General features: G+C 47.9%; 21 protein-coding genes and 1 pseudogene. 9 read left to right on the forward strand and 13 right to left on the reverse strand.

Annotated features, from left to right (window positions below):
• Positions 1-65: 65 nt before the first annotated feature.
• The 6 genes from B7988_RS13900 to B7988_RS13925 all read right to left on the reverse strand — a co-directional run bounded on the left by B7988_RS13900 (position 66) and on the right by B7988_RS13925 (position 6,737).
• On the reverse strand, positions 66-1,007 hold the full coding sequence (locus B7988_RS13900) for a bacteriophage abortive infection AbiH family protein (RefSeq protein ID WP_088658350.1): 942 nt from the start codon (positions 1,005-1,007) through the stop codon (positions 66-68).
• A 104-nt stretch (positions 1,008-1,111) separates the two neighbouring features.
• Entirely contained in the window at positions 1,112-2,560 is a 1,449-nt protein-coding gene (locus tag B7988_RS13905) for an AAA family ATPase (protein WP_088658351.1), read from the reverse strand.
• An 88-nt stretch (positions 2,561-2,648) separates the two neighbouring features.
• Entirely contained in the window at positions 2,649-3,113 is a 465-nt protein-coding gene (locus B7988_RS13910) for a hypothetical protein (protein WP_088658352.1), read from the reverse strand.
• A gap of 18 nt (positions 3,114-3,131) precedes the next feature.
• Positions 3,132-4,250 (reverse strand): restriction endonuclease subunit S, encoded by a 1,119-nt coding sequence (locus B7988_RS13915; RefSeq protein WP_212668325.1) that lies wholly within the window; start codon positions 4,248-4,250, stop codon positions 3,132-3,134.
• Between the two features lie 308 nt (positions 4,251-4,558).
• Entirely contained in the window at positions 4,559-4,951 is a 393-nt protein-coding gene (locus B7988_RS13920; protein WP_088658353.1) for a GxxExxY protein, read from the reverse strand.
• Between the two features lie 220 nt (positions 4,952-5,171).
• On the reverse strand, positions 5,172-6,737 hold the full coding sequence (locus B7988_RS13925) for a class I SAM-dependent DNA methyltransferase (protein ID WP_088658354.1): 1,566 nt from the start codon (positions 6,735-6,737) through the stop codon (positions 5,172-5,174).
• 255 nt (positions 6,738-6,992) lie between these two features.
• Here B7988_RS13925 and B7988_RS15490 point away from each other — a divergent pair.
• A pseudogene (locus B7988_RS15490) lies at positions 6,993-7,244 on the forward strand (AAA family ATPase); the annotation flags it as partial.
• Positions 7,245-7,487: 243 nt separating this feature from the next.
• Complete coding sequence (locus tag B7988_RS13935) at positions 7,488-7,892, forward strand: cupin domain-containing protein (protein WP_088658356.1); 405 nt, start codon at positions 7,488-7,490, stop codon at positions 7,890-7,892.
• A gap of 80 nt (positions 7,893-7,972) precedes the next feature.
• Here the strand turns inward: B7988_RS13935 and B7988_RS13940 are convergent, their stop codons facing one another.
• On the reverse strand, positions 7,973-8,632 hold the full coding sequence (locus B7988_RS13940) for a helix-turn-helix domain-containing protein (protein WP_088658357.1): 660 nt from the start codon (positions 8,630-8,632) through the stop codon (positions 7,973-7,975).
• Positions 8,633-8,700: 68 nt separating this feature from the next.
• On the opposite strand from B7988_RS13940, the gene B7988_RS13945 reads away from it, so the two are divergent.
• Positions 8,701-9,891, forward strand: coding sequence for an SGNH/GDSL hydrolase family protein (locus B7988_RS13945; protein WP_088658358.1), 1,191 nt, complete (start codon positions 8,701-8,703; stop codon positions 9,889-9,891).
• A gap of 292 nt (positions 9,892-10,183) precedes the next feature.
• Here the strand turns inward: B7988_RS13945 and B7988_RS13950 are convergent, their stop codons facing one another.
• Positions 10,184-11,149, reverse strand: a complete 966-nt coding sequence (locus B7988_RS13950) for a hypothetical protein (protein ID WP_088658359.1) — start codon at positions 11,147-11,149, stop codon at positions 10,184-10,186.
• A 94-nt stretch (positions 11,150-11,243) separates the two neighbouring features.
• Here B7988_RS13950 and murJ point away from each other — a divergent pair, with 94 nt between their 5' ends.
• A complete protein-coding gene (gene murJ / locus B7988_RS13955) occupies positions 11,244-12,836 on the forward strand; it encodes a murein biosynthesis integral membrane protein MurJ (RefSeq protein WP_088658360.1) in 1,593 nt (530 codons plus the stop codon).
• 29 nt (positions 12,837-12,865) lie between these two features.
• On the opposite strand, the gene B7988_RS13960 is transcribed toward murJ, so the two are convergent.
• Together B7988_RS13960 and B7988_RS13965 are read right to left on the reverse strand one after the other, a co-directional pair.
• Complete coding sequence (locus B7988_RS13960) at positions 12,866-14,425, reverse strand: phosphomannomutase (protein ID WP_088658361.1); 1,560 nt, start codon at positions 14,423-14,425, stop codon at positions 12,866-12,868.
• An 8-nt stretch (positions 14,426-14,433) separates the two neighbouring features.
• Positions 14,434-16,158: an FISUMP domain-containing protein gene (locus tag B7988_RS13965; protein ID WP_170930667.1), complete on the reverse strand. Its 1,725-nt coding sequence runs from the start codon at positions 16,156-16,158 to the stop codon at positions 14,434-14,436.
• A 170-nt stretch (positions 16,159-16,328) separates the two neighbouring features.
• Between B7988_RS13965 and B7988_RS13970 the strand changes: the two genes are divergently transcribed.
• Both B7988_RS13970 and B7988_RS13975 read left to right on the forward strand, forming a co-directional pair.
• Positions 16,329-17,963, forward strand: coding sequence for an endo-1,4-beta-xylanase (locus tag B7988_RS13970; protein WP_170930668.1), 1,635 nt, complete (start codon positions 16,329-16,331; stop codon positions 17,961-17,963).
• Positions 17,964-18,065: 102 nt separating this feature from the next.
• Positions 18,066-18,779, forward strand: a complete 714-nt coding sequence (locus B7988_RS13975) for an FISUMP domain-containing protein (RefSeq protein ID WP_170930669.1) — start codon at positions 18,066-18,068, stop codon at positions 18,777-18,779.
• Positions 18,780-18,865: 86 nt separating this feature from the next.
• Here the strand turns inward: B7988_RS13975 and rbr are convergent, their stop codons facing one another.
• Positions 18,866-19,405 (reverse strand): rubrerythrin, encoded by a 540-nt coding sequence (gene rbr / locus B7988_RS13980; protein ID WP_073057415.1) that lies wholly within the window; start codon positions 19,403-19,405, stop codon positions 18,866-18,868.
• A 131-nt stretch (positions 19,406-19,536) separates the two neighbouring features.
• Between rbr and B7988_RS13985 the strand changes: the two genes are divergently transcribed.
• From B7988_RS13985 to B7988_RS13995, 3 genes are all read left to right on the forward strand, one after another.
• Complete coding sequence (locus B7988_RS13985) at positions 19,537-20,907, forward strand: anaerobic C4-dicarboxylate transporter (protein WP_088658365.1); 1,371 nt, start codon at positions 19,537-19,539, stop codon at positions 20,905-20,907.
• Between the two features lie 120 nt (positions 20,908-21,027).
• Entirely contained in the window at positions 21,028-21,810 is a 783-nt protein-coding gene (locus tag B7988_RS13990; protein WP_088658366.1) for a hypothetical protein, read from the forward strand.
• Positions 21,811-21,920: 110 nt separating this feature from the next.
• Positions 21,921-23,669: a 1-deoxy-D-xylulose-5-phosphate synthase gene (locus B7988_RS13995; RefSeq protein WP_088658367.1), complete on the forward strand. Its 1,749-nt coding sequence runs from the start codon at positions 21,921-21,923 to the stop codon at positions 23,667-23,669.
• Here the strand turns inward: B7988_RS13995 and B7988_RS14000 are convergent, their stop codons facing one another.
• Together B7988_RS14000 and B7988_RS14010 are read right to left on the reverse strand one after the other, a co-directional pair.
• Positions 23,670-25,358, reverse strand: coding sequence for a hypothetical protein (locus tag B7988_RS14000; RefSeq protein ID WP_088658368.1), 1,689 nt, complete (start codon positions 25,356-25,358; stop codon positions 23,670-23,672).
• A 328-nt stretch (positions 25,359-25,686) separates the two neighbouring features.
• Entirely contained in the window at positions 25,687-26,682 is a 996-nt protein-coding gene (locus tag B7988_RS14010; protein WP_088658370.1) for a viperin family antiviral radical SAM protein, read from the reverse strand.
• Between the last annotated feature and the right edge of the window lie 57 nt (positions 26,683-26,739).

Raw genomic sequence — 26,739 nt, forward strand, 5'->3', positions numbered from 1 at the left:
ATTTTTGCCAAGGAATCAAACAACGGACGATGACACAGTTTGATTTACACTACCTATCGGAAGTCTCACCATTCCTTACATTCAACCTTTATTCTAGGAAACTTAATTTTTGCGATTAATTCAGCTCGTTCTTTGTCAGACTCAGAATGGCAATAAATTTCTATTATTTCGCATTTAATAGCATTTTCTGAAATATAGTCCAAATAAATCTCATCCTCTTGTCCCAAGCTCAATCCCATAATAACAATTTTTTTGACATCCCTAAATTGAGAGAACCAGGAAGCGTTATCCTGAATCAGTTTCCTTGAATTTTTATAATACGCTCCATATATTGTTCTATAAACGCTATTTAGTTTTTCTTTTGCTCCAGAAGACCGAATATCGTCATCACTTACGTCTTCATAACCATATTCATCTGATTGAATTTCTGTTTTTTTAAACGGCAAGTTTTCTGGCTGATTATGGCCTAAAATATAATTTTCACCTTGAGTATGAATATATAAGATTTTATCAGAAGGCACCCCATAAATGGTTTCAAGTGTTTTAGTATAATTAAAGTTTAGAAAGAGAGAGCCCTTTTCAAATTTTATATGTTTGTCTTTTGCATTTTTATCAATCCGAATAGAATTTACCCAATCATTAAAATGTTTCTTTATTTCAAGCAAAAGCTTCACACGATCTTTAGAATTTTCTTCAGCAAAAAAAGACGGATCATCCCAATATGACGCACGGTCCATATCATTTTCCGATGAATCAAATGCGTCTTCAAGAATATCCTCGTAATTTAAATCAGGAAATTCTCCTAAAAACTCTTCTAATTTGGACCATAATTCGATTTCATCACTAGAATGTCCTTTCTCTTCTAAAATTTCATCTATAGAATCGACAACACCACAATCTTCTACTGTTAAAAACTCCTTATAATCTTTGTAACGAGTCGGAAATTTATGATGCAAATCAAAACCATTGCCTATTAAATAAATAGTTTTCTTGGTGTAAAAGCACATTGTTCCGTTCCTTAGATAAATCTATCAATTATGGGGAAGTTTACACTATATGTAAATTCCGTTATTTGGTATATGTTTGCATTTACTTATTAAAAATGAGAAATCTATATTTTCTCCATAATCAGTTTCAAAGTTCTTTTTACATAATTCTTCAATTCTGTATTACTAATAGGTTCTTCCATAAATGACGGATTACTATGATGATATACTTTTGAAAAATCATTTATTTCACAAATTTCATCTAAAGAATTTTTCAATCGATAAAAAGGTGAATCACTTGTAGAGTTTTTTATTTTTTTGATAAAATCACCAAGCCATTCTGTTTGATTTACATACTGATAGAATTTCAACCGAATAATTCCTTCAATACTTGGACGAATACACCTTGCTATTTCTCTCATTTCCGTTTGATTTTGGGCTCCCTTTTTCAAATATTCATTAAGGACTTTAATGTCCTTAGTTATTCCAGTCATAGTTGCATCTTCAATATCATATTCCTGAAATACAGATCCATTAATCGTTCCTATTAGTTGTAAACTCAATTTTTCCTGATCACATTTTTTATAAAAATCCCGAGCAAAATATTGGTCATGCGTCAGCAAAAGCATTTGATTAATCTTTTGGGACAACGAAACAAGTTTGTTTATTGTAGCAAGTTTACGCGATTGATCAAAACTCGTAAAAGGATCGTCAATGACAATAAAGAAATCCTTCAAGTTAGGAATCATATCCAATTTTGCCAAAAAGAATGACAGAGACAGAGCATTTTTATCACCTTCGCTCAATGAGTATTTTAAAGAGTATCGATTATAATCTGTCGTGTTAATAATTTGCCCGTTTATTTTTATGCTATAAAGTATTTTACCTTTTATTAAAGTCAGTGAAACAATTTCAATATCATCAGAAAAACAACTTAAATACAAATTTATTTTTTCTCTAAACAAATCTCGCTGTTGTATCGTAATTTCGTTTCGCTGTTGTTCCATTTGCTTTATACAACGGTCTAGCTCAAGACCTTTTTGAGTCATCGTAATATATCGTTTGTCTACTTCATATTTTAATCCAGCCTGATTCGCGTTTCTTCTAAAATTTTTTCTTTTTTCAGACAATTTCACGCGTTCTCTTTTCTTCAAATCAAGATTTTCTGCAAGTTTTTGAATTTCCTCTTTTTTTTGCAATTCAAAAAAATACAACCTACCAAATTCTTCTTTTAGAGTAATTAAATATATATTGTCTTCTATGTAAAAATTGTCAAAAATCACAATATTTTCTACAGTGTGATCCCAAGATCCATTACTAAACTTAATAGGTCGTCCACCTTCTAATCTTAATCTTATATTGGGAGATTTTTCCGACAAAAAACTTTTTTTCTTATTTACTAACTCCGAATCTTCCTTTAAAGAACGAAACATCACAGAAAGGCTAGTCTTTCCACTACCATTTGGAGCGTACACAACATTGACTTTTCTTAACGCTCCACCCCAATTGGGCGACCCAATACATTGATTGCTAAATTTTCCATAATTTTCTATTTTTTCAATTTTTTGAAACATTATTTTATCTCCTATTTAATAATCAAGCCTACCAAATCATCACCCCAAATTTATAGTCCACATCTCACTTTACCCAAGATTCTTCAACTCATACTCTTTGCAACGCAAGCAGTAATCTGCATAACTTATCCTTTGTAAGGGTATACTTTCCTTGATCTGTTTTTGACAAATTATTTTTCAGCTCTTCTTTACTGAATAAATATGCAGAAAATGAATCAGAGTTATCTTGTTTATGCTTGCTATTGGGGCCTAAAATGACAATAAGTTTATCATACTTTGACGGGTCACCTATATCAATATTTTCTGTTTTTGATGAATCAGAATATTTTATCTGAAATTTAGTTCCGTCCACATCTACAGCATCAAAATCAGGATTGTTTTGTCTTTCGACCAACTCTAAACCGGGATAAAATTGCAAAGCAAGAAATTCTCCTATATCTCCCGTTATATTTTTCGAACGAATAATTTCAAGTTGTTCTAATTCAGAAAGGACTTCATAATATTTCTTTAAAGTTTCCTGACATCTTTTTTCAAGATTAATTACATGGTTCATTTCCAACCTCTTATTAATTCACGCTCCCATTTTGGAGAGGAGAAGGGTTTGCATTGATTTTAATTTTTTTTCTTCTTCTCGTTTTAAATTAATTATATCCATAACGGATTCTATTTGCTTTTGAAACACTTCTTGGTCTGTTACCGACGGAATTACAACGGGATATTTCATTATCCATTTTTTATCGCCGCGAGGCATCTTTGCGCCATTACACCCGGCAACAACATATTCAAAAAAAGAATCTCTTTCAATTGTATAATAAAGAATTAAAGAGTTAAATTCACTCTTTGATCTAAAGCATAAAACATCATTTGAACATCCGCCTGAAAAAGTTGCTCGCCAAATCTTTTTAAAATAGGGACGAATATTTGATACCAGAATATCATTCTGTTCAAATGCAGTCACATTACAATCTTCAGGCAGTGATTCGCACTCAATAATACCACCCCTTTCTTTCAGCATATTTTCTGTGGAGATATAGGTCTTATTTGAAAGAGAGTCTATGAAAATCTTTTCATGCACATAATCACACACTTCCCCCAATGTTCCCATTCTCCATCCGCTTGGCAGATTGTTGGGATCGATGTTGTCGACGAAGGTGTGGCGGTAGAGTGTTTGGGCGGTTTGTTCGAGGGTGGCGATGAGTTTCTTGTTGGTTTCGATGCGGGTGGCGAGGGTGTTGTATTCGGCAACGATTTCACGCTGTTTTTCAATTGCGGGGACGGGGATTTGGACTTCGCACATTTCTTCCCAGTCAAAGACCTCGCGGGCGCTGCCGTGAGAATGGAAGCGGGCGTAGCGGTCAAATTCCGGGCGACGGAACCACATCATCAGATATTCGGGATCCAGGGCGTTCGTATCAACGACTTCAAAAACGGTATAGGCCTGCGAAATGATGGCGTCGTCATATCCGTCCAACAAGGCAACTGAAATTTTATCACCATTGCGAGACGTTACGGGACCATAAGCAAATTGCCCCTTGGTCACCACTTTATAGGCAGACAAATCTGTGCCGACGATATTGGCGATAGAGGGCATGAATTCTTTCGTGATGCTCACGCCAAGTAACCGCGTCACTTTCAAGTCCCTGTTCCGCACATCTACGGGCCGTATGTAGTCTCCAAGCCGTTTCATCATTCCACTTTATCCGATACCTTAAATTTGAAAATAGTTCCTTTTTGCCGAAAATAACGCGTAAACCATAAAAAAGGCAAGAAAAACGGGAGTATTACTTCCGAAATTCAGCGAAAATCGGGAGTAGCAGGTCAGAAAATCTTGTTTTATCACACGGATTTGCTCAGGTCTAACGACCTTCGCTGTTTTTTACTTTCGTGAGTACCGTTAGGTACGAACCAATCCGCGTGATATTTTCCATTTCCCAAAAGTGAAAAAATTTGAAAAATGGGAATGATGTGGTTTACGCAAATTTTGCGACAACCACTTTTTCAGTTTACCCCTCCTTCGCTGTTAAGGCATGAAATCCGTTCCCATCTTAAAGAAGCCGCTCCAAAATTCACCAGCAATCCTATCTCCTTTTTCGTCGCTTTCAAGTAGTTTATCACTTGGGCTTTATGGGCTTTTACCAATGTTGAGACAGCTTTTAATTCCACAATCACAGAATCATAGCAGATAAAGTCCGCATAGTACTCTTTGCAAAGTTTTTTCCCTCTATAGGTGATTTCCAGTTTTTCTTCTCTTTTAAACGGAATTCCCAAATAGCCAAACTCTATTGCTAACGCTTCTTGATACACTGGTTCAAGAAAACCACATCCTAATTCATTAAAGACATTTATACATGCCTCTAGAATCTTACTTGTTTCCTTTTCATACAAAAGCATTATTCCTCCGTGAGTACCGTTAGGTACGAACCAATCCGCGTGACATCTAATATATCTCAGCACCTAAAAATATGCAATAGATTGAACTGTTACTAAATCCATTTCCTTTTTCCGAGTTAACGCTCCTTTTTCTTTATCACACGGGTTTGCTCAGGTCTAACGACCTTCGCTGTTTTTTCTTTCGTGAGTACCGTTAGGTACGAACCAATCCGTGTGACATTTACAGTTCAAATCCCAGGTTCTTGAACACTTTGGCGAGTTCCTTTTCGCTTTCTTTTTCGGCCTTGAGGAGGGTGCGCATTTCCGCCTGGAGTTCGCGCATTTTTTCGTCAAAGTTCACGGCTTCGTCGCGGTTCTTGAATTCGATGTACTTGCTCGGCACGAGCGACCAGTTTTTCGCCTCGATTTCCTTGAGGGTGGCGGTGGCGCAGTATTCGGGTTCGTCCTTGATTTTCTGCGTTTGCCACTTGTGGTAGGTGCCGCTGATTTTCTCGATGTCCTTCGGGCTGAACTGGGTGTATTTCTTTTCGAAGGGTTCGCCCATCTGGCGCAAATCCATAAAGAGCACTTCGCCTTTGCGGTTTCGGTACTTGCGCATGGCATCGCCGACCTTGACTTCGCGGGCGGTCTTGTTGTTGTTCAAAATCCAGAGAGTCACGCTGATGTCGGTGGAATAGAACATGTTGCGGGGCAAAATGAGGATAGCCTCGACCTTGTCGTTCTGCAGGAGTTCCTTGCGGATTTGCTGTTCGTCGCCTTCACCGCTGAGTGCACCGTTACTGAGCAAGAATCCTGCCACGCCGTTTTCGGAGAGTTTCGAAAGAATGTTCAGAATCCAGCCGTAGTTCGCGTTGCTCGTGGGCGGCACCGTGTAGCCTTTCCAGCGCGGGTCGTCGATGAGTTCGTTTTCGGCACGCCACGATTTTTGGTTGAACGGCGGGTTCGCCATGATAAAGTCGGCCTTCAAATCCTTGTGTTGGTCTTCGGCAAAGGTGTCGGCGGGTTTGTCGCCCAGGTTGCCGGAGATACCGCGGATGGCAAGGTTCATCTTCGCTAGTTTGTACGTGGTGCCGGTGTATTCCTGGCCATATACGGAAACTTCGCGCTTGTTGCCGTGATGGGCCTCGATAAACTTCATGCTCTGCACGAACATGCCGCCCGAACCGCAGCAGGGGTCGTAAATCTTGCCGCGGTAGGGCTCGATCATTTCAGCGATGAGTCCGACGATTGTCTTGGGCGTATAGAATTCGCCCTTGCCCTTGCCTTCGGCGATGGCGAACTTACCGAGGAAATATTCATAGACGCGGCCAACGACATCCTGTTCCTTGTCCTTGATGGTGTCAATGCCGTCGATGTCGCTGATGAGCGCCGCGAGTTTTGCGGTGTCGAGCTGCAAACGCGAGAAATAGTTGTCAGGGAGGGCCCCACGCAATGCCTTGTTCTTCTTTTCGATGTTTGCGAGGGCCGTGTCAATCAAGAGCGCAATGTCGCTTTGGCGGGCATGCTCGATGATAAAGCTCCAGCGGGAAGTTTCTTCCAGGTAAAAGACGTTGTCCTTATTGTAGAACTCGGGCATTTCCACGTATTTTTGGCGGCCGGCGGCAATGAGCTTTTCGCGCTGTTCCTCGAACTTGTCGCTTGCGAACTTGAGGAAGATAAGCGAAAGCACCACGTGCTTGTATTCGGCGGGTTCCACGCTGCCGCGCAATTTGTTCGCAGACTCCCAGAGGGACGCCTCAACGGACTTTTCGGGGACGGATTTCTTCGCCTTTGCAACTTTTGCCATATAAACCTTTTGTTAGATCCCCGCCTTCGCGGGGATGACATTACAAATGAAATATATAATAATGGAATGTCAGTAGAGTGACAGGAAAGGGGAAAATTCAAGGATATCCCAACTGTCGCAAATTTTGCGGCAGTTCAAAACCACCGTTTTTAGCGAAATTTCGTCAATTTTCCACAATTATTGTCAATTTCATTGAAAAATCTATAATTTTTAACAGATTTTATGTTGAAATATCTATAATTTTTTAATAAAGGCGCCGAGGAATTTGCCAAGAACGAATACGAATCCTACATCCGGATTGACTTCGCCAATGTCACAGACGAAATGCTAGATGTCTTTCGCGATATTTCCAAGCCGGACCTTTTCTTTTTACGACTCCAGGCAGAAACGGGCGTGAACCTCAAGGAACGTAAGTCTGCGATTATCTTTGATGAAATCCAGTTGCAGCCCAAGGTGCGCCAGGCAATCAAATACCTTGTTCAAGACGGACGCTACGACTATATCGACCAGTTTGCAGAAAAATATTCCAAAAAGGTTTACCGCAGAATCCTCTTCTCGCAAAAAGACGTTGGCCACGTAGGAACACTGCAACTCAAGCCACTGTATATGCTACCGTTTGCGATTGAGGAAATGTAGGTATTTCCGCAATTTTGTCCAATTTTTCCATGCACCCCTTCGTATAGATTTCGGGCATCACCGCGGCGCAGTTTGCAAAGGTCGCGGACGAAACACTATCATAGGAGTAAAATCATGGAAAAAGCTAATCTCGGTAACGATATTTTTGAAAAATTCAACGAGGGCGAGCTCAGGCTCTCGGGCAAAACGGCCGCTTTCAAAGGTATCGCGTGGTCCAAGCATCCGACTTTCGAGGGGGTAGAACTCAAGCATATCATTACCGCAAAAGATACCGGCGGCACGTTCAGCTATCACTTGGTGAAAATTGCGCCGAACAAGAGCATCAAAACGCACATTCACGAAACCCAGCTCGAAACGCACGAGGTTATCGCAGGGAGCGGCATTTGCACCAATGACGGCGCCAAGCTCGAATACGTTCCGGGCGTCATCTCGATTATGCCGGCGAAGGTCCCGCATCAGGTTGACGCAGGCGACCAGGGGCTTTATCTGTTCGCGAAGTTCATGCCGGCGCTTTGTTAAGGAGATCCCCGCTTACGCGGGGATGACAGAAAAAGTAATGCTAAGAGATTGCGTCGCCCTTACGGTCTCGCAATGACGTATTAGTCATCTGTCTTCACGGCACGTTTATATTCTTTCGGAGAAAGGCCGACGACTTTTTTAAAGCAGCGGTCCATGTGGCTTTGGTCGTAAAATCCAGCGTCAAAGGTCACCTCGGCCGCGGGCCTTTCTTTGAGCAACTTTTGCGCCTTGCGGACTTTGCACTGCATCTGGAACTGATGCGGCGTGAGTCCGAAGGCTTTTTTGAATTCGCGTATCATGTGGAACGGGCTGATGCATGCATCATGCGCCATTTGTTCTATCAGGTAAATGTTTTCGGGATTTTCAAGGATGCTTTTTTGCAATTCATCTAACCGCGCGACTATACTTTCATAATCCCGCGCGCAGTCCCCGTCAGCATTTCCGTCGGCATTTTCCTTCGCAACCTCGCTAGCATCCAAAGCGATGCACAGCACCACCATTGAATAACATTCATCGCCTATAGTCTTGATTTCGTGCAACGTATTCGGTGGAATTTGGAACCGTTCTCCGGCGCCATAAATTTTCGCCTCGCCGTTCAGCACCATGCAAACGCGGCCCTCTTCAATATAGCCGACGGTCATGTGGGCGGTATGCGTATGCGGCGGGTACGACTTGCGCCATTCCTTGTAACGCACGCATTCAATCCGGTCATTCTTTTTACTGTACGAAATCTCGCTCATTTTCCACCTAGCAAGGCAACCGCAAATTAGCTATTTTTGGCACATCGTCAACAATTCGCGGAGTCAATATGCCAGAGAAATTTTCGAAATGGGTGGCCTGCTGGGGCAACGCCACCTCTATCACAGACCGCAAAGAGGCGACTTACGCCAAGGACTTGACGCTGCGCTACCCGATTCGCGCGTGCTTTTCGGGGAACAAGTTGCGGTTCCATTTTTCGAACCTCACCGGCACGGAACCCGTGACGATTAGCGAAGCGTATGCCGCGCATTCTCAGGCAACCTCCGCGCAGTCCACTGCCAGCGAAACAAGTGCCACGCAGTTCGAATACGCGCCTACAGCAATCACGTTCGGCGGCCGCGCATCCGCCGCAATCCCCGCGGGCGAAGAAATCCTGAGCGACGAAATCGCATTCGACGTGACTGCGGGCGAAACATTCGATGTGAGCCTGTACTTCGCCGACTTTACGCAGATGAACGCAGGCACGGCCATCACGGGCCCGCTTTCGGGCGGCAAGTACAGCTACGGCAACTTCGCAAAATCGGCAACACTCCCCGACGACTTAACGCGCAAAACGAACTGGATTTATTTCCTGAACACCATCGACATTTTCACCGAAGAAAAGAACTTCGCGCTGGTGTGTTTCGGCGATTCCATTACGGCGCAGGACTGGCCCGATTATCTCACGCTGCGTTGTGCACGCGAGGGTTTCAACAACGTGGCCATCATCCGTCGCGCGGTAAGCGGCACGCGCATTCTTCGCGAATATAGTTGCATCACCTACGCCGCCTACGGCCTCAAGGGTGCCACGCGTTTCCCGATAGAGATGAACGTGGCAGGGGCCCGCACGGTGATTGTGCAGCACGGCATCAACGACATCATCCACCCGGTCGGTGTCGAGGTCAACAAGTTCCGCCCCTGGAGCGACATGCCCACGGCCGACGACCTCATCAATGGCGTACGCTCGCTTTACATAACGCATGCGCGCAAGCTCGGTCTTAAGATTTACAGCGGCACGCTACTCCCGATTTACGGCTGGCGCACCTACAACGAAAACCGCGACATCATTCGCACGGCATTCAACGAATGGCTCCGCACCGCTCCCGACTTTGACGGCTGCGTCGATTTTGACAAGGCGGTGCGCGGTCACGACAACCCGAAACAGTTCAGCAACGGGTTCGATTCCGGCGACCATTTGCACCCGAGCGCCAAGGCTTACGAGGCCATGGCCGAATGCGTTCCCGAAGAATTGTTGAAATAATTTTGCGTTTTTTCGGCGATTTTTGCGAAATAAGATTATTGTAATGTAAGCTATATCACACTGTTTACGGCTGTAAAATTATTCGTTCCTTACAATATGGCTTTTGAGAGTCTAGAAATGTATCTTATAGGCATGAACTCAAGAGAACTTCAAATCGTCAAACAGATCGTGTTGCTGGTTGCCGTAGCTGTGACCCTCGGTTTTATTTACGGTTAATCACAAGCGGTTTTAAACATTTAAAAAGTCATTGGCAAACGCCAATGACCTTTTTTTATTCTCTTTCAACTAGCAATTAATAGTTGATAGCAATGTAGAAGCTGCCGGCACCGAAGCGACGGTCAAAGCTTTCAAAGCCATCCCACAGGGCATCCCATGCAAAGCCAACTTCGAGCTGGGTCGCGGAATTGCGGAAGAAGATGACACCGAGTTCTGCGCCGCCGGCAAGACCGATTGCAAAGCTTTCATCGCTGTCGTTATAGTGGTCGTCTATCTGAATACCGAGACCGATACCTGCACCCAGGAACGGTGTAATCGTTCCGGTGCTCGGGAAGAAACGGCCACCCAGCAAGAATGTTTCGTGCAATTCCCATTCATCGCCAAAAGACATGTTTATGTTGTTCACGATGGTGATGGCGGCCTGCGGAATCACTTCAAAAATGCGGGCATAGTGGAATACGAAAGCCTGTTCCCAGGAGCGTTCAACACTATGGCCCCATTTCTTGTCTTCAAATTCGTAGTTGTGCCAAATAGCGGCACCCAGACCGTAGCTCACGTAGTTGCGGGTGGGGCGCTTGTGGGCAAAGTTGTCGTTCGGATCGCCGTCGTTACGGTCGGCGGGCACGAGCACGACGACTTCGGGTTCCGAGCGGCTTGTCGTAGAAGCGTACGTATCGTCGCTTGCGCTGTTGTTGTCAGCCACATTGGCAAGAGCGTTTTTTACGGCACCTTCAATGGCCACGTCGAGGTCGTCTACGGAGCCGGCTTTTTGTTTACCGCTACCGACCACGGAACCGCCCTTGACCTGTTCGCAAACCACCACGAAGGTAGAGCCCATGGTCATGACGTTGGTGCGCAGCTGGATTTCGGCGCTGCCGTCAACCGGGGTGTTGCCCGTCTGGCTCACGGAGGCGCGAACAATGGACTGCACCATGTTCGGGGCGTCGGGCGCAAATTCCGCGCCTTCGGGGGCGAGGACTTGAACGTTTGCGGCAAACGAGATTGCCGCCAGAGAAAGGATAGTGGAGAAAATCTTTTTCATGCCATAAAGATAATAAAAGAATTGCTAAATTCAAATCCAAATTGTCAAGCCAACATCCACTTATTACTTCTAACTTCCTACTGTCTACTATCCCATGAATAAAGCCGCTATTATCGTTGCCGTTTCGATGCTTTTGAGCCGCGTGCTCGGAATTTTCCGCGAAATGCTTTTGGCGCATGCCGCGGGCGTGTCGCTCGAAAAGAACGCGCTTGACCTTGCGTTCATGATTCCGGACATTTTGAATCACGTGGTGAGCACCGGATTTTTGTCGATCATCTTCATCCCGATTTTCACGGGCTACAAGGTGGCCGGCGACGAAAAAGGCGGTTGGAAGTTCTTTAGCAACGTGCTGAATACTTTCGGGATTGCACTGTTGATTTTGGTGGTGCCCGCATTTATTTGGATGAAGGAACTCTTGCAGCTCTTGACAGTCGAGGGAGCCACGCCGGAACTGATCGAGCGCGCCGCTTACTATGGCCGCATCATTTTGCCGGGGCAGGTTTTCATTTTTGTCGGGAGCATTTTGGTTGCCGTGCAACATACCCGCAAGCAGTTCCTGATTCCGTCGCTCACTGGCCTGATTTACAACGTGGCGATTGTGGGCGGTGGCGCTTTAGGGCTTGCGCTCGAGAAGTTCACCGGCACGGAATACGGCCTGGAAGGTTTCGCCTGGGGCGTGCCGGTCGGCGCCTTTATCGGGTTCTTCGCGTTGCAGATTTTTGGCGCCCGGCGTGGCGGCGTACATTATGAACTCTTGGTGCAGCCGACTCACCCTGACATTGTGCGTTACTTCAAGATGATGCTCCCGATGTCGCTTGGTGTGGGCTCCATGTTCGGCCTTGAATTTATTATCCGTAGTTTCGGCGCGAACTTCGGTACCAGCGGCATTTCAAGCTTGAACTATGCTTACCGCGTGATGTACACGCTGGTGGCTGTCTTTGGATTCTCGGTATCGGTGACGAGCTACCCCGACATGGCTCGCCTCGTAAAAGAAGGCGATTTCGGGCAACTGAACCGTAAAATCTGGAAGAGCCTTTCGCGCATGTTCTGCATCTTGATTCCGGCCGTGGTTGCCGTGTGGGCGCTGAGTTTCCCGGCAGTGCGAATCTTGTTTGAACGCGGAGCTTTCCAACGAGAAACCACCGAAGCGATTTCCGAAATTTTGCGCTGGTACTTGCCCGTGAGCCTTGGCCTTTGCCTGCAAGCAGTGCTCGTGCGTAGTTTTTACGCCTGCGAACGCATGTGGGTGCCGACCCTTTTGAATACGGGCATTTTTGCCGCGACCATTCCCGCTTACATTCTGCTCGGTGCGCCCGAAATGGGACTCGGCATCAAGAGCGTGCCGATTGTCGGCGCCACCGGCGCTTTGCTGCAGGTGATTTCGATGATTTTTATGTGGGCAAAGAAGAACGGTACCGACGGCATGAAGGACGCACTCTTAAATATGGCCCGCGCACTTGTTGCTTTTGGCATCATGATTGCCGCCGCTGTCGGGCTTGACCGCGTCTCGGGCACATTCGTACGCGAAGCAAACTTCGTGGTACTCGTGGTTTACGCGTGCGCTGCAGGCATTTTGCTCTTCACGCTCACGCTGATTATCCAGCGTTACCTTGGAAGCAAAGACGCCAAGGATATTCTCAACGAACTCCTTGGCAAAATAATGAGGAAATTACATCTGGCGAGATAAGCTGATGCTGAGTTTCCTCAGCATGACATCTAGCGCCAGCCTTCCATGATCTTCATGCAGCCGGCGAGCAGTTCGGCGGAGCGGTCCTTGGCTTCGGTTTCCACGTAGCAGCGGAATTCCGGAGCATTGCCGCTCGGGCGCAGGTGCACAATGTCGCCGGAATCAAATTCCATACGATAGCCGTCGGTTTCATCAATCGAGACGACTTCGCCGTGGAACGGCTTCGGGGCCGGACCATCTTTCGGCTTGAACTTGGAGGGCTTTGCTGTGAGGGCGCCAAAGAGTTTTGCGCCGAGTTTCTTTTCGCGGATTTCGGCGAGCTTTGCCTTCGACACTTCGGTCGGGAATTCCTTGAGGCGGTCACTGAGCGTAAAGCGCTTCGGAAGTTTCTTGAGTAAATCCACCACGCACATTTTCTCTCTTCTAACCCTGTCCATCACGGCAATCATCGGGAGCAATGCATCGCGGGTCGGCAAAGCCGGAAGCGTGCGGGTTGTGCGAGTCTCACCGCCGCGGCCATCGCTATCAATGAATTCGCGCGTTAGGTTTGTCTGCAGCAGGAATCCGCCATTTGCCTCGTAGCCTGCAACAGAGACGCTTGCGTCGTTTGCATCGACCAGGCTTTCCATGCCGGCAATCACGTACGGGCTTCCGATTCGCGTGCGGCAGATTTTCTCGAAGCTGCCAGATTTTTCGAGCGACGTGTTGCAACTCACCGGAGTTGCAATGCGCTTGATGTGAAGCGCCTGGGCAGCCAAGATGCCCAGCACGTCGCCACGCAGCCACATGCCTACATCGTCTGCCAAAAGCGGACGGTCGCTATCGCCATCGGTACTGAAGATGGCATCTACGAAATCCTTGTGCGCAAATTCGCGGGCCAGGTCTTCGTCTTCTTTACGAATCGCTTCGGTATCCACCGGAATAAAGGTTTCGCTGCGGGCAAAAGGCTTGACGGTCGCGCCCAAGCTTTCGAGCACCTTCACCACGATGTCGCGGCCCACGGCGGAATGCTGGTACACGCCAATGGTCAAACCTTGCAAAGCTTTAGTACCGAAAAATTCCGGATAACGCTTGCAATAATTTTCTTCGGCTTCGGTTTCCACAGCCGGGAGCGCAGGTGCATTCTTGAGCATGCCCTTCGCATCGAAAATCGATTCGTCGAAATCCACCGACTGCGAAACAATTCCCTGTTCGTCTTTCTTGGTGATTTCGCCCTGCGGGTGGTTGAACTTGATGCCGTTACGGTCTGCCGGAATGTGGCTGCCCGTGACCATGATAGTCGGGAGCGCCTTGTCAATGCCATAGAGGGCAATCGCCGGGCTCGGAATGCGTCCGCAGTAAACAACCTTCCAGCTGGAATCTTCGCCGGCCTTTACCAAGGCCTTCAAAATGCGTTCGGTACTCGGGCGCAAGTCGCCTGCAATTGCAATCGTATGGTCGCACTTGTAGCTAGATTCGCAGTACTTGATAAACGAGCGCGCGTACACATAGCACACGCGGTCCGTCATTGCCGTCACCAGGCCGCGGGCACCGCTTGTACCGAATGCCACGCCGGACTGTTTCATTACTTCTTGCATCGAAATGCTCATAGATTCCTCTAGTCGTTATAAATGCAACGGACGTTTACCGCAGCGTATTTATGCGCGTTGTCGTATCCATCCGTATCGTCCACATGATAGGCCCACAAATAGGCAAATTCATAACCATAGCCCGTTCCCGAAACATCGTATTCCGTAGAGCTCCAATATAAAGATTCGTAATCCCCATTCTTGTAACGCCCTTCGTAGTGATAATATCCACCAATCTGGTTCGTGAAATACACGGTGTATTCGGGGTGGCTATTGAAATATTCCTTGAGTTTTTTCCATTCCTCAAAACTGGGCAAGTGCGTGCCTTCGGGGCAAATGCCCTGATACGGCAAATCAATATCACCCAGTTTTTCCTTGTCGTATTTCGTATCGATATTCATCGCCTGCGCCCACGTATAAAGGCGGCCATGCTTTTCGCAATTTTCAGGGACATCGTCGTAGCAGCGGCTACCTTCAACTTCAACATTCAAGTTGCGCGTCATCCATTTTTGGTCACCTAACTGAATGCTCGTCAGTTCCGGATTGTACACTTCATTCATCGAAGAATACACCGGCTCGCTAGACGAAGAAGACAGCGCGCTTGAAGAGCTCAGTTCCACCTTTTTAGAATCATCCCTAAGGCAGCGCACATAGGCTCCCGTAATTTTATGACCGTTGTCGCGACCTCTAGATTCGTCTTTACGGAACGACCATAGCCACGCAAATTCATATTCATAAAGCGCCGTCACTTGATATTCCGTAGAACTCCAGAAAAGAGCCTCGTAACCTTCGGACCTGTAATAGCCCTTGTAATCGTAGGCGCCGCCAGATTGCTGGTTGAAATACTTGTTATAGTCAGGATTTTTTTCAAGGTAGCTGAAAAGCCAATCCCATTCCGCATAACTCGGCAGGTGCGTACCTTCGGGGCAAATGCCCTGATACGGCAACTTGATTTTGCCCAGTTCTTTTTTGTTGTAGCTCTCGTCAACCTGCATCACTTGCGCCCAGGTGTACATGCGGCCATACTTGTCGCAATTTGCAGATTTGTCGTCATAGCACATGCTACCGTCAACAGCAACATCCAAATTCCTTGTCGTCCATATCTGGCCACCGACATTCACAAAACCGGAATCCGTAGGCGCAACTTTTTCGACACTGCTGCTGGACTTTGCCGCACTTGACGAAGAGCCTTTTTCGTCTTTACTACTCGAAGAAATCTTTGAATCGCTGGAGCTCGATTCAGCAGAAGAGCTGGATTCCTCCTTGAGCAATTCAGGATTGATGTTGCGGTAATAAGTCTTTTCACCTTCGGTCTTGCAAAAGCATTCGCCAAAATCAAATTCGGGCGAATTGGCGACAAATCCATTGAATTGGTAATTGTCATCGACACCCAGCTTGTACTTGCAACCCGTAACATCGGCCCAAAGCTGATTGTCGCCTCTTTCGGTAAGGACATTGATCTCGAAGCGTTTTTTCGACTTATCGTATTTCGCCTTGGTACACCTTGCGTAGAACGACAGCATGTAGCTCATGCGTTCGGACACCCTGTCGCACACTATCTTTTCGAGATAGCTATCGCCGGATATCATTTTGGACCATTCGGCGTTTTCTTCGAAACCGTATTTTTCGTAACACCGGTCAGCAACAGGGTCAACCACAGGCTCTTCCGGCGCACTGCTTTTACTGTCGCCCCCGCAACCATAAAACGACGCCATGGCCGAAAGCACACCAAATAGAACAAAGTTCTTCTTCATAAAAATAAAGGTAGAAAAGATACCGACATCAATCATTCCGAATTCCGAAAACTGAAATCCGAATCAGTATAACAATTGATACAGCCGTATACAAAATCAGCATTTTTCCTGTATCATCCCCTTAAAAAAGAGGATATTTTCTACTTTGGATGTCAAAATAAGGGATGATTATGCTCAAAAAATTCTTGTCCGTGTGCGCCCTCGGCGCTTCTGCTACCTTGGCCGCCCCGCTCCTCACCAACGGCGACTTGTCTTACGGTGACGGCGGCTGGTACATTTGGAACAACCCCGATGGCCCCGCCAAGTACGACGGTAAAATCGGCGTCGAAGGCCTCGGCGTAAACGGCAGCGAAGGCGTAAAGGTCACCGTGACCGAACTCCCGAACCCCTCTTGGGGCCTGCAGCTGCAGCCGCCCAAGTGGCTCGCCGACTCCGCCTACTACAAGCTCACCTTCAAGGCGAAGGGCAACATGCCTATCAACGCCATTGTGCAGGGAGGCCCTCCCGATTGGCGCCAGAAAGAAAGCGCCTCGTTCATGCTCACCAAGGACTGGAAGGAATATTCCATGATTTTCCTTGCCGACCAGAAGGGTTACGGCGTGAACAACGTGACATTCCATGTGGGCCTTGCCAAGGGCTGGCTCCAGATGGACGACGTTTTTATCGAAAAAGTCGAAGGCATGGATGACATGACCTGGTACAACAATTCCGCCGCACGCATCGACAGCCTGCGCAAAAAGGAATTGACGCTTAAGGCTGCCCCCGGCGCCCAGGTGAAGGTGGAACTCATGCGACACGCGTTCCCCTTCGGAACAGCACTTGCTCTCTACCCGACTAAGGACAGCGTCGAAACCTGGTACCGCAAAACCGCCAATAAGTACTTCTGGTACGGCGTTCCCGAAAACCAGTTCAAGTGGCCGGAATACGAACCCAAGAAGGGCAAGATCCGCCGCGAAGAATTCAAGCAGTACCTGGATTACGTGAACGATTACAAATGGGGCTTCCGCGCCCATACGCTCGTGTGGGGCCACCAGGGTTACGGATTCGACAAGCACTTCAGTAACCAGGGCAGCTGCAAGGATATCTCGAAAAAGATCAAGGAACGCATCACCCGCGACGTGAAGGAATACAAGGGCCGCATCAAGGAATACGACGTGTGGAACGAAGCATTCCACGAACCGTTCATCTTTAACAAGTGCGGCTGGGACCTGTTGGATAGCGCCCACGTTTGGGCTCACCGCGCCGACCCCGATGCGCGCCTCTTCATTAACGAATACAACGTAGTGTCCGCCGGCGAAACCGACCGCCTGTACGAAATCGTGAAGGGCATGCTCGAACGCAAGGTTCCCGTACACGGTATTGGCGTGCAGTGCCACTTCGGCGACCGCCAGCTGAACCCGGCATTCATCAAGGCCCGCTTTGATCGGCTCGGATCTTTGGGGCTCCCGATCAAGGTGACCGAACTTGACTTTGGCGACTGGCAGAAGGGCATGTACTTCGGCGAAGAAGAACAGGCCAAGCGCTACGAAATGTTCCTGCGCATCGCATTTAGCCACCCGGCGGTCGAAGGCATTATCCTGTGGGGCTTCTGGGATGGCCGCCACTGGGTAAAAAACGGCGGTATCGTTGCCATGGACGGTCGCGAAAAGCCCGCTGCCAAGCTCATTTACGACTTATGGCACAAGGTATGGACCACCAACGGAACGTTCAAGGCCGACGAAAACGGCGTCGTGAAGTTCCGCGGCTACCCCGGCAAGTACAAAGTAACCATCGGCGACAAGTCCGAAATGGTTGAGTTGAAGTAGACGGTAGACAGTAGGAAGTAAACAGTAAAAATTTTTCAGAAGATGCTCCCACGCGGGGGCATTTTTTTCTATTATGAGCAAATAAACCTAAGTGAGGAAACAATGAAGAGTTCTTATAAAATGGCAACGGCTACATGCGCCCTGTCTTTCGCATTGGCATTCACCGCCTGCGACGATTCCACCTCGGCCAGCGACAACGGCGGCAATGGCGGTAATGGAGGCACCGAGACGAATGTCAACTGCCCCAACGAACCTGTAAATTGCCCTGCTATCGAATACGAAAACGAAGTTTACGACCTTCGCGATTGCAATCATTACAAGATTCAGACCTTCGGCACGCAGACATGGATGACCGAAAACTTGAACTACAATTCTTGCGAAATCAACGGTCAAAACTGGTGCTACGGTGGTGACGCAGCCAACTGCCAAAAGTACGGTCGCCTTTACAGCTGGACCGCGGCCATGGGCATCGACAGCAAGTTCCAAAAGCAATATACTACTTTATCTGGCACGCAGCGCGGCATTTGCCCCGAAGGCTTCCACATTCCGAGCGATGCCGAAACAGATATCCTTATCGCCTATCTTGAAGAGAATAACAACATAGCCGAATTCAACTTCCAATTCGGCGGCAAGAATAATTTCGCGGGCTTCGCCGATTTAGACAGAACCGCATACTTCTGGACTGCTGACGAAGACCACTCCGAATTCGGCGGAAAAGAAAACGTCCGCATCTGGAGTTATTCCGAAACATTTAGCTTCGGTGGCGGCTCCATATTCAAGGACAGCGGTCTTTCGATCCGCTGCGTGAAGGACTAAAAATTTCTGCATAAAAGAAAATGCCCCGCGATAAAATCGCGGGGTTTTTCTTAATGGTTTGCTCGACGAATCGCGCGGCCTATCGATTAGTAGTTCTCAGCAGTCACTTCGAAGAAGGACTGCGGGTGGGCGCACACGGGGCATGCGGCCGGAGCCTTGGTGCCCACAACAATGTGACCGCAGTTGCGGCATTCCCACACCTTGACTTCGCTCTTTTCGAACACGGCCGCGGTCTCCACGTTCTTGAGGAGTGCGCGGTAGCGTTCTTCGTGGCGCTTTTCAATTGCGGCGACCATGCGGAACTTCTTGGCGAGAGCGGCAAAGCCTTCGGCTTCGGCAGTCTTCGCGAAGTCTTCGTACATGTCGGTCCATTCGTAGTTTTCGCCGTCGGCGGCAGCCTTCAGGTTAGCAGCGGTGTCACCGATACCGTCCAATTCCTTGAACCAGAGCTTGGCGTGTTCCTTTTCGTTGTCTGCGGTTTTCAGGAACAGTTCAGCAATCTGTTCGTAACCTTCTTTCTTGGCGCAGCTTGCAAAGTAGGTGTACTTGTTGCGAGCCTGGGATTCGCCTGCGAAGGCAGCCTGAAGGTTCTTTTCGGTCTGGGTTCCGGCATACTTGTTTGCCATAAATTCCTCTCTTGGTTGAAGTGTCTCGAAAAGAATATACACATTTTTAAGACCGTTCTTGGCAAAAATAAGTCCAATCGGAGTCTTTTTTCTGCAAAATAATATATATCTAAACAAAAAGGAGGCCTTTTATGACCCTCATGATTATCCAGCTCTTGATTGTACTATTGGCACTTTACGTGGGCTCGCGTTACGGGAGCCTCGCCCTCGGCGCGATTTCGGGAATCGGTCTTGCGATTCTCGTGCTCGGCTTCGGCCTGCAGCCCGGCAAACCGCCTACCGATGTCATTTACATCATCATCGCGGCGGTGACCTGCGCAGGCATTCTGCAGGCATCGGGCGGCATGGATTGGCTGATCCAGATTGCAGAGCGCCTGTTGCGCAAGCATCCGAACCACATCACGATTCTCGCTCCGCTCTGCACGTTCTTCCTCACGGTGCTCGTGGGCACCGGCCACGTGGTTTACACCCTGATGCCGATTATCTGCGACATCTCGCTTAAGAAGGGAATCCGCCCGGAACGCCCCTGCGGCGTGGCCTCTGTCGCATCGCAGGTCGGCATCACCTGCTCGCCCATTGCAGCAGCCGTCGCCTCGTTCGTGATTATCTCAAACGCAAACGGATTCAACATCAATAACCTGCAGGTCATCGCGATTACGATTCCCGCGTGCCTTTGCGGCCTCATGGCCGCGGCAGCCGTCTCGTACAAGCGCGGGCTCGACCTCGACAAGGACCCGGCATTCCAGGCCCGCCTCAAGGACCCGCAGATGAAGGAATACATGTACGGGAATACCGCTTCCGTGCTCGACAAGGAAGTCTCCAAGGAAGCGAAGCGCGCCGTGTTCATTTTCCTCGGTGCTCTCGCCGTCATCGTATTCTTCTCCATTATGCAGATTGCGGGCCACGACATTCGCCCGCAATTCCCCACCGGCAAGGTTGTTGACGGCGTAGCGCAGGTAAAACCGCTCGCCATGAACATCATCATCCAGATTGTAATGATAACGGCCGCGGCGTTCATGGTTATCTGCTGCAAGGCGAGTCCCAAGAAGGCCGTGGCGGGCGCCGTGTGGCAAAGCGGCATGGTCGCCGTCGTCGCCATTTACGGAATCGCATGGCTCGCCGACACCTACTTCGCGAACTACATGGACGTGATGCAGAGCGGTCTCAAAGACATCGTGCAACATTACCCATGGGCAATCGCGTTTGCGTTCTTCGCGGTGAGTGTGCTCATCAACTCGCAGGGCGCGGTGGTGGTTGCCATGCTCCCGCTCGCCTATAGCCTCGGCATCGAAGGACCTGTGCTCCTGGGCGTACTCCCGAGCGTATACGGGTATTTCTTTATCCCGAACTACCCCTCGGACATTGCGACCGTGAACTTCGACCGTTCGGGCACCACCGTTATCGGCAAGTATCTATTGAACCACAGTTTCATGCGCCCAGGCATGGTGAGCGTCATCGTCTCGACCATCGTGGGCACAATCTTGGTGAAAATTTTCTACTAGAAAATCAGCCATTTGCAACAAATGACGGATAAAGTAAGCTTTATCCGTACATTTTGCCGTTCATCGTAAAAACGTTCGCAATGCATTGAATTGTTAGACTAAAAACTTATTTTTTTTAATATGAAGTTTAAACACGCGGCATCATTCATACTCTGCTTTATATTCGCGCTGCTTTCCACTGGGTGCGTCACGACGAACGTGCACAAGTTCCGCATGACTGCGTCCGAAGCCCCCGAAGTACACGGGGCAAACACACAGCAGGCCTCTCACTCTTCATTATGGCGATTTACCGGAAAAATCAACTACAACGCCGAAACGAACATAGACATCACCAAAGACGTATCTGAAGCACCGGATCTCGACAGGCTTTTCGATGTACCGATAAAGTTCAAGGATGCCTCATACAAAATGGGCGGCCTCGATTTCAGTGGTAAGGGGGACTTTCTCTATAAAGCAAGCAATTTTGTAATTGGCGCCGGCTTAGGCTATAAAGACGGAATCTATTCGCACCTTACAATGGGTGCAAACTACTCGCATTTCGAGTTCGGCGTATTTCTCGGAGGATACAACCAGTACATCGACATAGAATACTCGGGAGAAAAGGACGGCGATAGCTTCGACAGCCACGGTCACGATTTCAGTACAAGCCTTTTTGCCGGTCTCTATGCAGGCTTTTACCTAGAAAAGTTCTTTGCCAACCTCAGCGTAAGTTCTTACAGCCCAAGCCCCCAAATAGAAGGAATCGACCTAGAAGTTCCGCGCATCACGACAGCCTACCTCACCACAGGCTACAGGCTTAACCGCTGGCTTGAATTCAGCGTCGGCGGCATTGCGACCTTCATAGACACTTCCGAGGGGAATAGCTATCCGGGCGTTACCGGCGGCGTAAGCATTTACCTGTAAACAGCGGATGAGCACGAAGGCATCCTGTTTCCTGCGAGAACCAGAAAATTTCTTTTTAAAGGACGAGCAATCGTCCTTTTGTTGTATATTTGGTAAAAAAGGCGGTACTTATGCTGATGGAAAAGATTGCATCCCCTGCAGATGTGAAGAAGATGGACACGGAAAGCCTGAAGACGCTGGCCGGCGAGATTCGCACGGCGCTTTTGAACAAAATTTCAAAATGCGGCGGGCACTTGGCGCCGAACCTCGGATTCGTGGAGCCGACCATCGCACTGCACTATGTATTTGAATCGCCCAAGGACAAGATTGTCTACGATGTTAGCCACCAGAGCTACACGCACAAGATTTTGACGGGCCGCGCCGAAGCGTTCCTGAATCCGGACAAGTACTGGAGCGTTACCGGCTACACCGAACCCTGCGAAAGCGAACACGATCAGTTCATGATTGGCCACACCTCGACTTCCGTAAGCCTTGCGCTCGGGCTTGCAACCGCCCGCGACATTAAGGGTGAAAAGGGAAATGTAATCGCTGTCATCGGTGACGGTTCCCTAAGCGGCGGCGAAGCATTCGAAGGCTTAGACAACGCTGGCGAATATGCCACCAACTTTATCGTGGTCGTGAACGATAACGAAATGTCTATCGCCGAAAACCATGGCGGCCTTTACGGGAGCCTTGCAGAACTCCGCGCCACGCAAGGCAAGAGCGAAAACAATTACTTCAAGAGCCTCGGCTTTGACTACCTGTATGTAGAACAAGGTAACGACATCGAATCGCTTATCGCGGCATTCAAGCAAGTGAAGGATTCTACAAAGCCCGTGGTGGTGCACATCCACACACTCAAGGGCAAGGGCTACAGCTACGCCGAAAACGCGAAGGAAAGTTTCCACTGGGCCGCCCCCTTCGACATTCCCACTGGTGTCGTGAACTGGGGCAACGGCGAATCTTACGGTGCAATCCTTGGCGACTACCTGATGAAGAAAATCAAGGCCGACCCGAAAGTCGTCGTAATCCATTCCGCCGTGCCCGCAGGCATCGGGTTCTTTGCCGAGCAGCGTAAAGCGGCGGGTAAGCAGTTCATTGACGTGGGCATCGCCGAAGAGCACGCCGTCGCTCTCGCCTCCGGACTCGCGAAAGGCGGTGCAAAGCCCGTGTACAGCACACACAGCACGTTTATCCAGCGCACCTACGACCAGCTCTCGCAGGATTTGTGCGCGAACAACAACCCGGCTACATTGCTCATTACCATGTCGGGCGCCGACGGCATGAACGACACCACGCACCTCTGCATTTTTGACATCGCGATGATGAGCAACATCCCGAACCTGGTGTACCTCTGCCCCACCTGCGTAGAAGAGGCCATCGCCATGATGGATTACGCGATTGACCAGACCGAACACCCGATGGCCATCCGCATCCCGAACGGAGTCGCGCATAGGAATGTGGCATTCGACAAGGATTACTCCAAGCTCAACACATTCAAGATTGACAAGCGCGGAAGCAAGGTCGCCCTCATCGGTCTCGGCAGCTACTACGCCCTCGCTGAAAGTGCCGCGGCGGAACTCGCAAAATCAGGAATCGACGCCACCATTATCAACCCGCGATTTGCCACGAGCATCGACGAAGCTACGCTCACGGGATTGTGCGCCGACCACCAGGTCGTCGTGACGCTCGAAAACGGCGTAGTCGATGGAGGCTTCGGCGAAAAGACCGCCCGCTTCTACGGCAACAGCGACATGCGCGTGCTCGTGAAAGGCCTCAAGAAGGAATTCTACGACAAGGTGCCTTACGGCGAGCTCATGGAAAGGAACCGCCTCACGCCCAAGCAGATTGTGGAAGATGTGATGGCGGTGCTAAAATAACTACCACAACAACGCTTTAGTAATCTCGGCGGCCTCATTTTTTCCACCGCGGCCACGGGCGTTATCGCTACCAGAGCATGCTTCTGTGCACAGGTAGCATTCCCGCTCATCTTTTTTGAAACGAATTTTCCAATGGTCATTCCCCTTTGGAATGGCCTCCATATCAAATGGTTTCATCACCTTGTAGCCATCGCGACCATGAACTTCCGCTTGCCTTGCGATTTTCTCTAATTCAGCCTTTTTACCTTCATAGTCCCTGAATGTCTTTACCGCATCTTCATTGGCGGCAAGAATGTTTTCAATGACATCCTTTGTTCGCGTTCTTGGAGAATCATCTGCCAGAGGAACATTCGGCAAAGCGATTGTCAAAATGCGAACCAGTTGACAAATATATTCGTTCGGATACATTTCCGGTTCCTGGGGAAGTAAAAGCGGAAGGTTGCGAGAATTCTTGACAATCTTGGAATCCAGATTTTGCCTGAGAGCATTTGAGGTTGCAGACGCCTCATGCAACAATTCCTTTGCCTCGGTCAAATTCTTCTCTGCCTTTTCGCGTTTCTCGTCCGCTTCCAAAGCAAGGCTTTCCCAAGTTTTTCGCTCTTCTTGACAACTTTCAAACTTTCTCTTGAGTGAATCATATTGGGCATGTTCGTCTTTATATTGATCACGTTCCTTGGTTACCTTTTCTAGATCCGCCATCATCTTTTCCACAAGACGAGACATATCCTTGCGCTCTTCGCGAGCCTGTAACCATTCGCGACGCATTTCATTCAGAGTTTCAATTTTCTGTATACGCTCTCTTTCAACAAGGTCTTTTTCGTATTCTTCACGGGCGGCAAGAAAATCATCCCACGTAAAATTGAACTTGAGCGAAAGATTTGCCTTGAGAATTTTAAGGAATATATCTTGCACCAAGGTTTCAGGCTTTTCAACCCAATCAACAACATCGCGACGATTGAATACCGAAACAGGTTCACCCGCAAAGCATATGCCAATCGCACCACCTTGCGGAATAACCTTTCCTTTTAATTCTTGCGCAAGACGATCGCTTATGGAGGAATCCTTCTCGGCAAAAACATGAGCAACGCCAAAAAGATTCTCGGCAACAATAGCCGGCTTCAAGGAATGCGTGCGCTCCGAACAGCTTAAATACACTATCGGGAGCACATTGCGCAATTGTCCCGTCAGTGCATTTTTAGCCTTGTTGATTTCGTTATTTTCAAGGACATGCGCCTGTTTCTTGATTTCAATTGTTCCATCACCATCTTGAAATTTTGCTAAAAGATCAAGGAGATACGGGCGTTCAATTTTCGGAACCGTCTTGTCGCGGCCCAAGTCGCAATCCTGCGATACAAAACAGAGGACATGCCTGTCCGTCCTTTTTAGGGCAACTTGCGTTTTCCATAGGCGCCCACTTATGCTATTTCTCGCAGCAAACGTGAACCCAATGTAATCGCAATGGTCCCACAAAAAGGCATTGTATTCCAGTTTGTCGCCCGCAAACTCGTATTTCCCAAATGAAGTCGTTTCAAAATTTATCTCCTTGGGCAACTTGCGAATAAGCTGGTCATAAAGCCGTCGGCCACGAGTATCTTTATAACTAGCAATCCAAGCGCATATACATTCGCTATAGACTACGTTCCATGGCAAGTCGCTTCGCAAATTGAATGATGTTCTAATTAATTGCATAAGGAATCCTCTTTTTTAAAATTAGTTGTAGGCATATCAAATGTCAAGAATCAAGCCCGCGAATTCTGTTTACGCTTGTTTCTCCTTTTCCCTAATCGTCATCATAATCCAAATCCTCAACAGCACCTGTTCGGGAATTATATCCATACGACACCTTCCCAATCCATCCGCAATAGGGACACCACAAATGCCCCTCAGAATCCAAAGAGGCGATATAGCCATGCCACGTACAATGGCCTCTCCCATCGCGAGTGATACCGGCTCTATAAAGTTCTTCATCTGTCATAACATCTCCTTTTTTAAGTGAAATCAGTACCTCACAAGATTATTAGAGTAAGTCATTATCAAAATCACAAAAACAATCAAAAACTTTCGTATCGTCTTCATCAAGATGGAAGAACGACCTCATCTCATTTACCGCTTGCATTGTTAAGTAAGACTCATAACGTTCATCAAATTTTGACAAATCAAACTTGATCTCTTGCAAGGCTTCAGCAAACGATATTTCCGTAAGCGGACTGCTATAGCAATATTCTTTACCTCCATTTTGAAACAAACGACCATCTGGAGATACCATCAAATAGCTTTCGATCATTGCCTCGTTATTTTCGATAAAAATGACCTGTTTAGACGAGCCGTTATTTGAATTACCGGTTTCAAATGCGAACGGCAACGGAAGAACAGAAGGCACACTGCGCTGCATCAGTTCTTCCTTGTAGTTATTCTTGATGAATGCATAGAACTGGTAGTCGTTAACACCCCCGTTTCCCTTGAAAGGCATCTGACGGAAAATTTTCCACTTATGCACCTTGAGTTTAGCGAAACTCTCTACAAGAACTTCGTTATAGTTAAACCCGTTTACAACCGTATTCAGCTTAATCCTGACATCGGGATTGGCACTACGAATATCTTCAATTTTTTGATGAAGCTGTTCAAACGAGACCGTTTTTCCGCCACATTCGCGACCGATATTCATATTCGTCTGGCAATCCAAAGAATCTACGGATATGCCAACCAGCGAAATCATATGCGCAAACGGACGAATGTTTTCAAGATGGCTACCATTAGTGATAATGGATATTTCCATGTTATATTTGTAAGCAGTCTCAATGACATTCCACAAACGCTCCGGGAACATCACCGGCTCACCACCGACAATATTCAAGCGAATATGGCCATAACCTTGACCGCGAAAATACTTGCAAATATTTGAAATGACCTTCTCCACATTTGCCGGATCGCCCCAAATTTCAACGGGTTTGTTCCATTTGGCAAAACAGAATTTGCAATGGTAATTGCATGCTTCTGTAACATGCCAGTTAATAAGGTAGTGTCAAGGGTTTTTCGCAAAAATAGTTTGTTCCAACATCAGATCTAGGCT

This window comes from Fibrobacter sp. UWB1, assembly GCF_002210325.1.
GTDB lineage: Bacteria > Fibrobacterota > Fibrobacteria > Fibrobacterales > Fibrobacteraceae > Fibrobacter.